This is a genomic window from Sphingomonas yantingensis, assembly GCF_014199325.1.
Classification (GTDB): Bacteria; Pseudomonadota; Alphaproteobacteria; order Sphingomonadales; family Sphingomonadaceae; genus Sphingomonas; species Sphingomonas yantingensis.
The window spans coordinates 433218-446833 of the sequence record NZ_JACIJJ010000004.1; the positions used below are offsets into that span (position 1 = coordinate 433218).

Consider the following 13616-nt stretch of genomic DNA (forward strand, 5'->3'; position numbering starts at 1 on the left):
ATAGCTATTCTATGCGATTTGCCGCCCGCCTTGGCAGATCAGCCCTGCGGCTTCACTGGCTCCCGCCGCGTCGCCTCGGGCGCGTCCTCCCAGCCGCCGCCGAGCGCTCGGAACAGAGCAATCTGCGCTTCGGCCAGCGCCGCATCGGATTGAGCGCGGGCAGCGCGGGTGTCGGCGCGGTCGCGCTCTGCCTGGATCAGCTGAAGGAAGCTCTCGCGCCCCAGGTCAAAGCGGAGGCGCGACAGCCGCGCCGCCTCGCCCGCCGACCGCTCGCCGCGGCGCAGGACGCGGTTGCGGTCGAGTTCGCCCGCATAGCGCGCCAACGCCTGTTCGGTCTCGCGCAGCGCGGTGAGCACGGTGCCGTCGAAGCTGGCGAGGCTGCCCTCCGCCGTCGCTTCCGCCTGACGCAGCCGGCTGCGCGCTGCGGTCTGGTTGGGGAAACTCCACGAGATGAGCGGCCCTAGCGAGAAGTTGATGCTGTCCTTGTCGATCAGACTGTCGAGCGTGGTCGAAGCGAGGCTGACCGATCCGAGCAGCGAGATCTGCGGATAGAGTGCCGCGGTCGCCACACCGACGCGCGCGGTGTCGGCGGCGAGCTGGCGCTCGGCCTGGCGCACGTCGGGTCGGCGGCGAAGCAGCGAGGCGCCGTCGCCGACCGGGATCAACTGTGTCAGCTGCGGCAGGCGCGCACATTGCGCCGCCGCCGCATCGGTTTCCGCGGGCGGGCGTCCCGTCAGCGTCGCCAGCGCATAGAGAGCGGCGCGGCGTTCCGCCTCCAGCCCCGGCACCTGCGACTGGGTCTGGGCCAGCAGCGCGTCGGCCTGCTCCACGTCGCGGCGCTGACCGCGGCCGGCATCGAACAGCCGGCGGGTGAGTGCCAGCGTCTGTCCCTGAAGCCGCACCGTCTCCCGCGCGACGGTCAGCTGCGCGGCGTTGGAGCAGACGAGCGCGTAGGAGCGCGTCGTTTCCGCCGCGACAGACACGCGGGCGGCGTCGATCTGTGCCGCCGCGGCCTGCACGTCGCCGCGCGCCGCCTCGATCGCGCGGCCGACGCCGCCGAACAGGTCGAGCTCGTAATTGGCGTTGAAGCCGGCGGTGAACAGATCGGTCTCGAACGACGGGATCGCCTGCGTCCCCCCGAACTGCGCGCCGAAGCTGTTCGATCCGGTGCGCTGGCGCGTATACTGCGCCTGCACGTCGGTGGTCGGCAGCCGACGGCCGCGCGCCTCGTTCAGGACGGCGCGTGCGCGCTGAAGGTTGGCGGCGGCGACGCGGATGTCGGTATTGTGCGCCAGCGCCTCGCCCACCAGCCGGTCGATGTTCGGGTCGTCGTAAAGCCGCCACCATTTCTGCGGCAGCTCGGAGGCGTTGACCGCGGACAGGCGGGCGCCTTCGACGAACGCCCCCTCCGCGTTGATCCCGCCCGGCGTCGCCGGCTTTTCGTAGTTCGGACCGACCGCGCAGGCGCCGAGCATCAGCGCGGCCGTCAGGCTTGCCAGTTTCTTCATGCCGGGGCTCCCGGTTCGGTCGCAGGGGCGGGCGGGGCAGTCCTGGGCTTGCGCTTGAATCGCTTGCCGGCCCAGTCGCCGAAGCGTCTGCTGATGACGTAGAAGGCAGGGGTGAAGATGAGGCCGAACACGGTGACGCCGATCATCCCGAAGAACACCGCGACGCCCAGCGCGCGCCGCATCTCGGCACCCGGACCCGACCCGATTACCAGCGGCAGCACGCCGAGGATGAACGCGATCGAGGTCATCAGGATCGGGCGAAGGCGCTGCGCGGCGGCATGGCGTGCCGCCTCGTAGAGTTCCTGTCCCTCTTCCTCGTTCTGCTTGGCGAATTCGACGATCAGGATCGCGTTCTTCGCGGCGAGGCCGATCAGCACGACCAGACCGATCTGCGTCAGGATGTTGTTGTCCATCCCCATCAGATTGACGCCCAGCATCGCCGCCAACAGGCACATCGGCACGATCAGGATGACCGCCAGCGGCAGCACGAGGCTTTCATAATTCGCCGCGAGGAGCAGGAAGACGAACAGCACTGCCAGCGCGAAGGCGATGACGCCGGTGTTACCCGCCTGCTTCTGCTGGAAGGCGAGTTCGGTCCACTCGTACGACATCCCCTCGGGCAGCGTTTCCGCCGCGATCTTCTCCATCGCCGCCAGCGTCTGGCCAGAGGAGAAGCCGGGCACGGTATCGCCCTGCAATTCGGCGGAGGGATAGAGGTTGTAGCGCACGACGCGGTACGGACCGCTGTCGTCGCGCACCGTCATGACCGCGTCGAGCGGCACCATCGCGCCCGAGGCCGACCGCGTCTTCAACCGCCCGATATCGGAGGTCTCGTCGCGGTATGGCGCATCCGCCTGTGCCGTCACGCGGAAGGTGCGGCCGAGGAAGTTGAAGTCGTTGATGTAGGAGGAGCCGAGATAGGTGCCCATCGTCGAGAAGATGTTGCTGACGGGCACGCCCAATTGCTCGGCCCGCTCGCGGTCCACGTCGGCGAACAGGCGCGGGGTGCGCGTGTTGAACAGCGTGAAGGCGCTGGCGATGCCGGGCGTCTGGTTCGCCTTCATCATCATGCCGAACGTCGCCGCCTCGAGCGCCTTGTAGCCCCGGTTCTCGCGGTCCTCGATCATCATCTTGAACCCGCCGCCGGTGCCGATGCCCTGGACGGGCGGCGGCGGGATGACGAGCAGCAGTCCCTCGTTGAACTGAGCGAAGGCGCCGCGCAGCTGGTTGGCGATCGCTTCAAGCGGCGCGCGGTCAGCATGCGGCTTCATCGTCACGAACATCGCCGCGGTATTGGGCGCGGTCGAGAAGCTGGCGCCGTCGAGACCGACGAGCATGACGGTGTCGAGCGTGCCCGGTACCGCGCGCGCCGCCTTGTCCGCGCGGAGCATCACATCGGTCGTTCGTTGGAGTGAGGCGCCCGGCGGCAACTGCGCCGCGGTGATGACATAGCCCTGGTCCTGCGAGGGGATGAAGCCGGTGGGCGTCGCATAGAAGCGCCAGCCGGCCAGGCCGATCAGCAGGATATAGGCAATGGCGATGACGCCCAGCATCCGGATCGCACGGGCCGTGAACCGGCCATACCGGTCTGCAAGCCAGTCGAACCCGCGGTTGAAACCGCGCGCGAACCGGCCGGGCGCGCCGCGCCAGCCGGGCTTGGGCTCGGCATCATGCGCCTTGGGCTTCAGGATCAGCGCGGCGAGCGCGGGCGACAGCGTCAGCGACACGATCGCCGAGATGGCGGTCGCCGAAACGATCGTCAGTGCGAACTGCTGATAGAAGGCGCCCGAGATGCCCGGAATGAACATCGTCGGCACGAACACGCCGCACAGGACGAGCGCGATCGCGATGAGGGCGCCCGCCACCTCGTCCATCGTTTCGTGCGCGGCCTCGCGCGGGGACATGCCGCGCTCTTCCATCAGGCGCTCGACATTCTCTACGACGACGATCGCGTCGTCGACGACGATGCCGATCGCCAGCACCATGCCGAACAGCGAGAGGTTGTTGAGCGAATAGCCGAAGCCGGCCAGCACCGCGAGGCTGCCGAGCAGCGACACCGGGATCGCGATGATCGGGATGATCGCCGCGCGCCAGCTTTGGAGGAAGATCAGCACGACGAGGCTGACCAGCACGATCGCCTCGATCAGCGTGTGGACGACCGCATCGATCGACGCCGAGATGTATTCGGTGGGATTGTAGGGCACCGAATAATCGAGGCCCGGCGGGAAGGACGCCTTGGCGCGATCGAGCTCTTGGATCACCGCGTCGGCTGCCGACAGCGCGTTCGAGCCGGGCAACTGACTGACCGCGACCGCCGTCACCGGCTTGCCGTTGAGATAGGCGTTGACCGAATAGGTCTCGGCCCCGAGCTCGACGCGCGCCACGTCGCGCAGACGGGTCATCGCGCCGTTCGCGTCGCGCTTGACGATGATCTGGCCGAATTGCTCGGGCGTGGTCAGACGTCCTTCCGTCTGCACGCCAAGCTGGAAGGCGGCGCCCGAACCGGCGAAGGGCGGCTGACCGACGGCACCCGCCGCGACCTGCGCATTCTGGCCGCGAATCGCGGTGACGATCTCGTCGACGGTCAGGTTGCGTGCGGCGGCAAGGTCGGGGTCGATCCAGACGCGCATATTGTAATCGCGTCCGCCGAAGCTTTGCGCGTTGCCGACGCCGGGCACGCGCGCCAGCCGGTCGATGACCTGCGTGCCGACATAGTTGGAGACATATTCCTGGCTCAGCGACCCGTCAGGCGACGAGAACATGATGACCATGAGGAAGTCGGGCGAGTTCTTGAGCGTCGTCACGCCGATCTGGCGCGTCTGTTCGGGAAGGCGCGGCTCGGCCGAGGCAACGCGGTTCTGCACCAGCACCTGTGCCTGGTCGGCGTCGGTCCCCTGCGCGAACGTCACCGTGATCTGAAGCGCGCCGTCGCCGGTCGAGGAAGAGGACATGTAGATCATGTTCTCGACGCCGTTGATTGCCTCTTCCAAGGGAGCGGCGACGGTTTCGGCCAGCGTCTCCGCGCTCGCGCCGGGGAACTGGGCGGTGACGACGACGGTCGGCGGCGCGATCTCGGGATACTGGGTGATCGGCAGCGTCGGCAGCGCGACGATGCCGAAGACGAGGATCAGGATCGACAGGACCGCCGCGAAGATCGGGCGGTCGATGAAGAAATGCGGGAAGCGCATGTCAGTTCGCCTGGCTGGCGTCGGCGGCGGGCGGGGTGGTCAGCGCCTGCGACGCGGGCGTGTCGCCCTTGGGCTTCGCCTGGATCTTCGTGAGCTTCGCCTGCACCGGCATGCCGGGCTGGAGCGTGGTCAGCCCCTGCACGACGACGCGGTCGGTGGGGGCCAGCCCCTCCTTGATGACGCGCAGGCCATCGGCCGGCGGGCCGGTGACGACGGGGCGCGGTGCGACCTTGCCGTCCTTGCCGACGACGTAGACGATCTTGCGCGCCTGGTCGGTGACGATCGCGGTGTCGGGGACCAGCATCGCGCGGTACGTGCCCGAGCCGAGCAGGCGGGCGCGGCCGAACATGCCGGGGGTCAGGAAGCCGTCGGGATTGGCGATGCGCGCGTGTGCCCGGATCGTCCCCGAATTGGGGTCGATCGCGTTGTCGACGAAGTCCATGCGGCCCCGCCAGTTATAGCCGCTCTCGTCGGCCAGCTGGACCTCGACCGGATTGGCGGTGTTGCGCGAGGAGCCCCGGACGCCGGCTTCGTTCTGGCGGCTGTACTTGAGGTAGAAGGACTCCGCCCCGTCGAAGCTGAACCAGATGGGGTCGGTCGAGACGACGCGGGTGAGGACGGTCGTCCCCTCCTGAACGAAATTGCCGCGACTGACCGAACGACGCGAGACGCGGCCGCTGATCGGCGAGCGGACGGTGGTGAAGCCGAGGTTGAGCTCGGCGGTCTGCACCTGCGCGCGCGCAGCCTCGAGCTCGGCGACGGCGGTGCGCACGTCGGCGACGTTCTTCTCATATTCCTCGCGGCTGACCGCCTGCGCCTTGAGCAGCGCTTCGGATCGCGCGGCGACCGAACGCAGATTGGCGAGCGAAGCCTGCGCCTTGAGCACTTGCGCCTTCGCGCTGGCGAGCGCGGCGCGATAGGGGCGCGGATCGATCTGGAACAACGCCTGGCCCTGGCTGACGCGCTGGCCGTCGCTGAACAGGACGTCCTGGATCGTGCCCGAGGCACGCGGACGGATTTCGGCGTCCTGTATCGCCTCGAACCGACCGACATACTCGTCCCAGTCGTACACTTCGCGCTGGATCGGGGTCGCGACCTGCACGACGGGCGGCGGCGGCGCCTGTTGCGGCTGCCCGCCGCCGCATGCGGCAAGCGCGAGAAGCATCAGGGCAGGGGCGGGGACGGCGGCCCGGCGGAGAGGAGCGGGGAAGGAGCGCATAGAGGTATCCCTTTTCGGCAGGCCGCGCTCTTTCGGCGCTTCGGCGACCCCTAAGTGCGGAGCCGTTCATCTGATTGCAAGGATGCGGAGGCAGATTTTTGTACGAAGGCGTTCATAAGTTTTGCATCGCAGCATTTGAGCCCGTCCGGCGTCCTGTCCGAAGCGCTTGAAAGGCCGTGCCAAAGACAAACTGTCTTGCAACCCGGGGCGGGTGCGATCATTTCGCCGCCATTCCTCGCGCGCGTCCACGCGTGCCGCTGTCACGGAGCCATTGTCTTGAACGCCCCCGCCCGCCTGCCGATCGTCCAGCCCCCGCACGCCGCTTTCGAGACGGTAAAGGTGCTCTGGGTGCGCCACTGGAACGAGCATCTGTTCAGCCTGGCGGTCGAGCGTCCGCAAAGCTTCCGCTTCCGCTCGGGCGAATTCGTGATGCTGGGCATGGAGGTCGAGGGCAAGCCGCTGATGCGCGCCTATTCGATCGCGAGTCCCGCCTGGGCCGAGGAAGTTGAGTTCCTGTCGATCAAGGTCGAGGACGGCCCGCTGACCTCACGCCTTCAGTCGGTGGGCGAGGGGGACGAGCTCTATCTCGGTCGCAAGCCGACCGGCACGCTGGTCACCGACGCGCTGCGGCCAGGCAAGCGGCTGTTCCTGCTCTCCACCGGCACCGGCCTCGCGCCGTTCCTCAGCCTCGTGCGCGATCCCGACACCTATGAGCGGTTCGAGCAGGTGATCGTCGTCCATTCGGTGCGCCGGGTGAGCGATCTCGCCTTCCGCGAAGAACTGACGGCGAGCTTCGCCGAGGATCCGCTGGTGGGCGAGCAGGCTGCTGAGCAGCTTCACTACCTCGCCACTTGCACCCGCGAACCGTTCGAGAACCAGGGCCGCATCCAGGCGCTGATCGAAAACGGCAAGATGTTCGCCGACCCGATCAAGGGCCCGCCGCAGTTCGACCCGGCCGAGGACCGGATCATGCTGTGCGGCTCGACCGCGATGATCAACGATTTCGCCAAGCACTTCGAATCGATCGGGTTCGAAGAGGGCTCGAACGCACGGCCCGCCGATTTCGTGATCGAGCGCGCGTTCGTGGGTTGATCCGGCGCGCGGGCAGGGGAAAGCAAAAAAACCTGCTTTCCCCGCTTGCGCGATCCGAAAAGGCGGCGCTATAGGCGCGCTTCCAACGGGCGGGACGCCCCTTGGCACTTGGTGATCCCTGATAGCTCAGCGGTAGAGCTCTCGACTGTTAATCGAGCGGCCGTAGGTTCGAATCCTACTCAGGGAGCCACCAGTCGGCCGGTATCGCCCGGCCCCTTCCGGCTCGGCTGTCGTCAGCCGGCCCTACCTTTCATCCCCGTTCGTCCGGCCGCTTGCGGCCACGCTTCACGAACGCCTGCCACTCGCGGTCGAGCTCTCGATTGCGTTCGCGGCGGGCCAGACGCTCCTGCCGTCGTTTTCGCTGGCCATTCTGTTTCAGGATCACCGGCGTCATCAGCACGAGCGCCGCGCCGACGCCCAACAGGATCAGATGTGTCATTCGCCCTATTCCCCCGGTGGCGGGGGGTAGCGAAGCGTTCGGCAACCCGATTGGAAAAACGGTCGCAAGCGGCGGAGAACGGCGGCGTTCAGGCGATGAACTGTTCCATCGTGATGCGATCGTCGAGCGCGTGCTCGGGATCAAACAGCAGCGTCAGGTCGCGGATATGGTCGATCGCGATCTCGACCCGAGCGACGTCGCGCACCTCGCGCTGGTCGGCAACCGCGCTGACCGGCCGTTTTTCGGCCTCGAGCACGGTCAATGCGACGCGGGCCTTCTCCGGCAGGATCGCTCCGCGCCAGCGCCGCGGGCGGAACGGGCTGATCGGCGTCAGCGCAACGAGCTTCGAGCCGAGCGGCAGGATGGGTCCGTTGGCGGACAGATTATAGGCGGTCGATCCCGCCGGCGTTGCGACGAGGATCCCGTCGCAGACGAGTTCGGGCAGAACGTCGCGATCGTTGACCTCGACGCGCAGTTTGGCGGTCTGACGCGTTTCGCGCAGGAGCGAGACCTCGTTGATCGCGGGCATGACGTGGCGGGCGCCGTCGATCGTCGTCGCGGTCATGCTGAGCGGCGACACGCGAAACGGCCGCGCGCGGGCGATCCGCTCCTCCAGCCCGTTCAGCCGCCACTCGTTCATCAGGAAGCCGACGGTGCCGAGGTTCATGCCGAACGCCGGTACGATCCGCCGCCGCTCCAGCATCAGGTGCAGCGTCTGAAGCATGAACCCATCGCCGCCGAGGACGACGAGCATCTCCGCCTGTTCGAAATCGACCCAGTCGTAGCGGTCGCGAAGCTCGCCGATCGCCGCCTGCGCAGGACCCGTGGGCGAGGCCACCAGCGCGGCCCGGTGGAACAACGTCATCCGCCGGTGACGCTCATGTGGCGCGAATGCGCGGGCGCGGCGCCCGCCTCGATCCGGAAGTCGTGCGCCAGTGGCTTCGCGGCGAGCGCGTCGTCGATCGCGGCGTCGACGGCGGCGAGGCCCCCGTCCCGGATCGCCGCCTTCAGATCGACCGAATCCTCGTGGCCGAGACAGGTGTACAACATCCCCTCGGTCGTCAGCCGCACGCGGTTGCACCCGGCGCAGAAATTGCCGGTCAGCGGCGAGATGAGGCCAAGCCTCACCTCGCTGCCCGCCACACGCCAGTAGCGCGCCGGCCCACCGGTCGAGCGGGCGTCGGGCGCCAGGTCGAATCGCGCCCGCAACTGTTCGAGCACACGGGTCAGCGGGACGAATCGATCGGCGCGATCCTCGTCGATATTGCCGACGGGCATCGTCTCGATCAGCGTCAGGTCGTGGCCCTCGTCCACGCACCAAGCCAGCATGTCGCCAAGCGCATGATCGTTGAGGCCGGCCAGCGCGACGGCGTTGATCTTGACCGAAAGCCCCGCTGCCTTTGCCGCGGCGATCCCGCCAAGCACCTGATTAAGGTCGCCGTGGCGGGTGATGTGTCGGAAGGTCGCAGGGTCGAGGCTGTCGAGGCTGACGTTGATCCGCCGGACGCCAGCGGCGAACAGCGCCGGGGCGTGCTCGGACAGGCGCGTGCCGTTGGTGGTCATCGTCAGTTCGTCCAGCCCGCCACCGACATGCCGGCCGAGCCGCTGGACAAGATCGAGCGCGTCACGCCGGACCAGCGGCTCGCCGCCGGTCAACCGCACCTTGCTGACGCCGCGCGCGATGAACCGTTCGGTGATGAGCGCCATCTCGTCGAGCGTCAGCAACGCCGACCGCGGCAGGAAGGTCATCTTCTCGGCCATGCAATAACGACAGCGCAGGTCGCAGCGGTCGGTGACCGAAACGCGAAGGTACCGGATCGCGCGGCCGTGACGATCGATGAGAGGCGCTTGGATCGTCATGCTGTGAAATAACCTAGGTCGGGGGTGAATTGTGAACAACCCCGGATTGGCGAGCAAGTGCCACCGCGCTACACATTGTTTCCGAGGGGAAGGGGAGCGGGTGACCAGCGACGCCGAGATTGCACCGCGCGGCCAGCCGCCATTGTTCGTGCTTTCGTTCCGCCAGAGAGATGAACTCGCCAGCCTGGTGGCGCGGGGCGGGTGGCTGGCGGTCGCCGCCCGGCGGGGCGAGGCGGTGGAGCGGCGCTTTCGCGCATCGGGCGCCTCGATCGCGCTGATCGACGCGCGCGGCGCGTTCGAGGACGGCCTGATCGCCGCCCGCGCGCTGGGCGAGGCGATCGAGCGGCCGGCGGCGATGATGGTGTGCGTGTCGAAGACCGACCTGTCGCGGCTCGGCGCCCTCTATGATGCCGGCGCGACGCATTTCCTCGCGAGCCCGTTCGGCGAGGAGGAACTGCTCCACGCGCTCCGCTTCGCCGCGCGCGGGGCCGAACCGCGCGGCGGCGGCGTCGCCCGCGACCTGATCGGCTGGCGCTGGGATCCCGAGCGGCGGCGCGTCCAGCTCTCACCGCTGCTGGCGCGGCTGTCCGACCAGGCCGATTCGCTGACGCTGCGCGCCGCGATGCGGCTGCTGACGCGAGACGCGCGGGGCGACCTTCGCGCGGCCCTGCGCGGAATCGAGGGTGCGACTGCGCTCGTCCAGACGATCGAGCCGCTGGGCCGCGTCGTCCAGCATCTGCAGCGCGACCCGCGCACAGGCCGCCTGCTCGCGCTCGTCGAGCCGCTCGGCGCCCCGCCCGACGTCGCCGTGCTGCTGCGCGAGGCGATGCCGCGCGTCCGCGATGCGGCGGGTGCGCGCCGCTGGATCGAACATGCACTGGCGGAAGGAGAGGTCCACCTGCTGGCCGTGTCGCTGGCGCGGCTGGATATCGTCAACCTCGCCTATGGGCGCGGGGCGGGGGACCGGCTGATCCAGTCGGCGGCGCGGCGGATCGACGATGCGCTGGGGCCGCTCGGCGGAGCCCGGCCGCCGGTCGCACGGCTCGACGGGGCCGAGTTCGCGGTGCTGTCGCGTCGGCGGCTGGAAGAGGCGGCGGCCGCGATCGAGGCGGCGCTGGCGCGGCCGTTCGTGGTCGAGGGCGAACTGATGCCGCTCGGTGCCACGCTGCGCACCGTGGCGAGCCGTCCGGGCGACGATGCGGCGGCGCTGCTCCGCCGGTTGAGCGAGGGGGACGAGGCGCAGTCGGTGTCGATCGATACGCTCGCGGTACAGCTTCGCGACGCGATGGACGCGGGCCAGGTCGATATCCTGTGGCAGCCGCAGGTGGCGATCGCCAGCGGCGCGATCGTGGGGGTCGAGGCGCTGGCGCGGTGGCGGCATCCGCAGCTCGGCGAGCTCGGCGCGGAGCCGTTGTTCGCCGCCGCCGACCGCGCGGGCCTGTCGACGGCATTGTCCGATCATGTTCAGGCACTGGCGCTCCGGCGCGCGGCGAAATGGCCCGCCAGGCTCAAAACGCTGCGAGTGTCGATCAACGTGACCGCGGGGGACGTGGCCCGCGCGGGCTTTGCCGACCGGCTGCTCGACCGCGTGGATTCGAGCGGCTTCCCGCGCGGGCGGTTGACCGTCGAGATCACCGAAAGCGGGCTGATGGCGGAACTGGGTGAAGCGGCGCGGCTGCTCGCCGAGCTGCGCCGCGCGGGGCTTCGCGTCGCGATCGACGATTTCGGCACCGGCTATTCGAGCCTCGCCTATCTGAAGGCGCTGCCGCTCGACTATCTGAAGATCGACAAGGCGCTGGCGCAGGATATCGGTGGCACCGCGCGCGACCGCATCGTCGTGCGCGGCGTCATCGACATGGCCCGCTCGCTCGGCCTGTCGGTGGTGGCGGAGGGCGTGGAGACCGAGACGCAGCTCGAATTGCTGGCGGCGGAAGGGTGCCAGTATTTCCAGGGGTTCCTATGCGCCCCGCCGCTGACGCTGGAGGCGCTGGAGGGATTGGTGGGCTAAAACCCACGAGCCGTACCCCGGTGAAGGCCGGCGTCCAGTTACGGTGTCGCCCGCTGGTCCGTAATTCCGCAAAGCCGTCCCAACTGGACCCCGGGCTTCGCCGGGGTACGGCCAGTTTTCAGACCCGCAGCCCCGCCGCCGGGTCCAGCCCCGCCATCAGATTGAGGTTCTGTACCGCCGCGCCGCCCGCGCCCTTGCCTAGATTGTCGAGCGTGGCGATCAGCCGTGCCTGGCCGCTCGCCGCATTCCCGAACGCGCGCAGCGTCATGCGGTCGGTCCCGGCATCCGCCTCGATCTCGACGCTCGTCGCTTCCTCGCTGGCGGCGACGCGGACCAGCGGCTGGTCGCGATACGCCTCCCGCCACGCCGCCTCGATCGCGGCGAGCGAAGGCTTGCGGGGCAGGGCGTGGAGCGCCAGCGGCACCTCGACCAGCATGCCGCGATAGGTGCGCGCGACCGCGGGCTGGAAGATCGGCGGATGGGCGATGCGCGCATGCCGCTGCATCTCGGGCAGGTGCTTGTGCGAGAGCGACAGCGCATAGGCGCGGTGCGCGGTTTCGGTCCCGCCGCTTTCGAACTCGGCGATCATCGCCTTGCCGCCGCCCGAATAGCCCGACACCGCGTTGACGTTGAGCGGCCATTCGTGCGGCACCAGCCCGGTGCGGACGAGCGGCCGGACAAGCGCGAGAAAGCCGGTCGGATAGCAGCCCGGATTGCTGACGCGGGCCGCTTCGGCGATCGTCGCGGCCTGCACGGGCTCGAGCTCGGGAAAACCGTAGGTCCAGCCATCGGCGACGCGATGCGCGCTCGACGCGTCGATCACCCGGACGGCCGGGTTGCGGATCAGCTCCACCGCCTCACGCGCGGCGTCGTCGGGCAGGCAGAGGATGACGAAGTCGGCGGCGTTGAGCGCCTCTGCCCGTGCGGCGGGGTCCTTGCGCGCGTCGCCTTCCAGCGTCGTCACATGGAACTCGGGCCGATCGGCCAGCCGCTCGCGGATTTCCAGGCCGGTGGTGCCCGCGCCGCCGTCGATGAAGACGCTGCGCATCAGTCGAGCGTGCCGTATGCGACGGGCGCACCGTGGCGTTCGATCAGCGTCGACAGGCGTTCGCGCCCGACCCGGCCCTTGACATGCACCGCGCTGACGGCGTCGACCATGATCGCCAGATGCTGATCGGCGAACACTACGACCTCGCCCGCGACCGCCGCCTCGCCGCCGGCGCTGACCGATGCGGCGATCAGGTCGGGCAGGCGCGGGACAGCGAAGCCCGCGACATCGTGCGCCAGGAAGATCAGGCCCGCGCCGTCGACGCCCGCCCCCGATCGACCGCCGGTCCGCTCGCTCGCGCCGATCATGCGCAGCGCCGCGGCGATCACCTCGGCGCGTTCGGGCTCGCCCACCGGACGCACCGCATCGGCCGCGACATAGCCATGGTCGGTGAGTAGGAACTCCCCGCGCTCGCCCAGCGCGGCGATGCGGCTGCCCATCGGCAGCGCGGCCAGCGTCGCGGCATTGCGGTCGGGCGCCTCGCCCAGCGTCGCCTCTCGCGCGCAGATGATGTGCGTGGCGGCGACCGCCTCGCCCAGCAGACCTTCCGCCACATAGCCGACGATGCCGTCGGTCAGCGACCGGCCCCAGGCCATGCCGCCGCTCAGTTCCAGCAGGTCGAACGTATCGCCGGGCACGAGCTCCGACACCGGCACGCCGCCGGGTGCGTCGAACACCGGGCCGGCGGCAAGCGCCGTCTGGGTCCGCGCCTCGGCATAATGCGGCGCGAAGACGCGATCGGCGAGGCGCAGGTCGGTGAGGTCCGCGCGCACCGCATCGACCCGCGGGTCGAGCCGGACCGAACGGCCCGTCAGGGCATGGCGTTCACGCGGTGCCGATTCCGTTGCGGCGGGGATAGGCGTCGTCTGCCCCGAGGAAATGCCCGAATTCTGCAAGAAAGTCCGCCCCTTCCGGTGTGCGCGTCACGAAGATGTTGCGCTTGTCGCTATCGTCGCGCTGTCGACGCAGATAGCCGAGCGCGCCCAGCCTGTTCAAGGCGCGCGTGACGACCGGTTTCGAAACGTTGAGCGCGCGAGCAAGGCCGCGCACCGTATGGGGGCCGGGTTCGAGATAGACGAGCATCAGCAACGCCATCTGACGATTGGTCAGATCGGGCTCGCCCGAGCGGACATAATCGACCAGCGTGTGCATCCACGAGGATAGTGCAGCGGGGGTGATCGCATTCACGCGCGAATCCATATCGTTACAGCTCCGCAAGCACGGACGCTCTCTGCGCACCTGAACGCCCCTGCG

General features: G+C 69.0%; 11 protein-coding genes and 1 tRNA gene. 3 read left to right on the forward strand and 9 right to left on the reverse strand.

The annotated features are described in order from the left end of the window. Nucleotides 1-38 precede the first annotated feature (38 nt). Genes FHR19_RS14735 through FHR19_RS14745 form a run of 3 tightly spaced genes read right to left on the reverse strand, consistent with a single transcriptional unit; the run spans nucleotide 39 to nucleotide 5915 of the window. A complete protein-coding gene (locus FHR19_RS14735; RefSeq protein WP_184029878.1) occupies nucleotides 39-1508 on the reverse strand; it encodes an efflux transporter outer membrane subunit in 1470 nt (489 codons plus the stop codon). Next, entirely contained in the window at nucleotides 1505-4696 is a 3192-nt protein-coding gene (locus FHR19_RS14740) for an efflux RND transporter permease subunit (protein ID WP_184029881.1), read from the reverse strand. The genes FHR19_RS14735 and FHR19_RS14740 overlap by 4 nt, the downstream gene beginning before the upstream one ends. 1 nt (nucleotide 4697) lies before the next feature. Then, a complete protein-coding gene (locus FHR19_RS14745; protein WP_184029884.1) occupies nucleotides 4698-5915 on the reverse strand; it encodes an efflux RND transporter periplasmic adaptor subunit in 1218 nt (405 codons plus the stop codon). A gap of 276 nt (nucleotides 5916-6191) precedes the next feature. Here FHR19_RS14745 and FHR19_RS14750 point away from each other — a divergent pair, with 276 nt between their 5' ends. Together FHR19_RS14750 and FHR19_RS14755 are read left to right on the forward strand one after the other, a co-directional pair. Further along, nucleotides 6192-7007, forward strand: a complete 816-nt coding sequence (locus FHR19_RS14750) for a ferredoxin--NADP reductase (RefSeq protein WP_184029886.1) — start codon at nucleotides 6192-6194, stop codon at nucleotides 7005-7007. Between the two features lie 115 nt (nucleotides 7008-7122). Next, a tRNA-Asn gene (locus FHR19_RS14755) sits at nucleotides 7123-7197 on the forward strand. A 60-nt stretch (nucleotides 7198-7257) separates the two neighbouring features. On the opposite strand, the gene FHR19_RS14760 is transcribed toward FHR19_RS14755, so the two are convergent. The 3 genes from FHR19_RS14760 to moaA form a co-directional block, all read right to left on the reverse strand. Then, on the reverse strand, nucleotides 7258-7446 hold the full coding sequence (locus FHR19_RS14760) for a hypothetical protein (protein ID WP_184029889.1): 189 nt from the start codon (nucleotides 7444-7446) through the stop codon (nucleotides 7258-7260). 88 nt (nucleotides 7447-7534) lie between these two features. Next, on the reverse strand, nucleotides 7535-8311 hold the full coding sequence (locus FHR19_RS14765; RefSeq protein ID WP_184029892.1) for an NAD kinase: 777 nt from the start codon (nucleotides 8309-8311) through the stop codon (nucleotides 7535-7537). Beyond that, a complete protein-coding gene (gene moaA / locus FHR19_RS14770) occupies nucleotides 8308-9306 on the reverse strand; it encodes a GTP 3',8-cyclase MoaA (protein WP_184029894.1) in 999 nt (332 codons plus the stop codon). Before moaA ends, FHR19_RS14765 begins: the two co-directional genes overlap by 4 nt. 100 nt (nucleotides 9307-9406) lie before the next feature. Here moaA and FHR19_RS14775 point away from each other — a divergent pair, with 100 nt between their 5' ends. Further along, nucleotides 9407-11314 (forward strand): EAL domain-containing protein, encoded by a 1908-nt coding sequence (locus tag FHR19_RS14775; protein ID WP_343053285.1) that lies wholly within the window; start codon nucleotides 9407-9409, stop codon nucleotides 11312-11314. A 118-nt stretch (nucleotides 11315-11432) separates the two neighbouring features. Here FHR19_RS14775 and argC read toward each other — a convergent pair whose 3' ends face one another. From argC to FHR19_RS14790, 3 genes are read right to left on the reverse strand one after another with little or no spacing between them, the layout of a single operon-like run. Then, nucleotides 11433-12365: an N-acetyl-gamma-glutamyl-phosphate reductase gene (gene argC, locus FHR19_RS14780; RefSeq protein WP_184030200.1), complete on the reverse strand. Its 933-nt coding sequence runs from the start codon at nucleotides 12363-12365 to the stop codon at nucleotides 11433-11435. After that, nucleotides 12362-13258: an NlpC/P60 family protein gene (locus FHR19_RS14785; protein ID WP_184029897.1), complete on the reverse strand. Its 897-nt coding sequence runs from the start codon at nucleotides 13256-13258 to the stop codon at nucleotides 12362-12364. Before FHR19_RS14785 ends, argC begins: the two co-directional genes overlap by 4 nt. Further along, nucleotides 13188-13514, reverse strand: coding sequence for a MarR family transcriptional regulator (locus FHR19_RS14790; RefSeq protein ID WP_184030202.1), 327 nt, complete (start codon nucleotides 13512-13514; stop codon nucleotides 13188-13190). Before FHR19_RS14790 ends, FHR19_RS14785 begins: the two co-directional genes overlap by 71 nt. Nucleotides 13515-13616: the final 102 nt, after the last annotated feature.

Excerpts from the sequence above, each read along its gene's own strand:
- FHR19_RS14735 (WP_184029878.1), bottom strand. The coding sequence starts at position 1,508 with ATGAAGAAACTGGCAAGCCTGACGGCCGCGCTGATGCTCGGCGCCTGC.
- FHR19_RS14740 (WP_184029881.1), bottom strand. The coding sequence starts at position 4,696 with ATGCGCTTCCCGCATTTCTTCATCGACCGCCCGATCTTCGCGGCGGTC.
- FHR19_RS14745 (WP_184029884.1), bottom strand. The coding sequence starts at position 5,915 with ATGCGCTCCTTCCCCGCTCCTCTCCGCCGGGCCGCCGTCCCCGCCCCT.
- FHR19_RS14760 (WP_184029889.1), bottom strand. The coding sequence starts at position 7,446 with ATGACACATCTGATCCTGTTGGGCGTCGGCGCGGCGCTCGTGCTGATG.
- FHR19_RS14765 (WP_184029892.1), bottom strand. The coding sequence starts at position 8,311 with ATGACGTTGTTCCACCGGGCCGCGCTGGTGGCCTCGCCCACGGGTCCT.
- moaA (WP_184029894.1), bottom strand. The coding sequence starts at position 9,306 with ATGACGATCCAAGCGCCTCTCATCGATCGTCACGGCCGCGCGATCCGG.
- FHR19_RS14790 (WP_184030202.1), bottom strand. The coding sequence starts at position 13,514 with ATGCACACGCTGGTCGATTATGTCCGCTCGGGCGAGCCCGATCTGACC.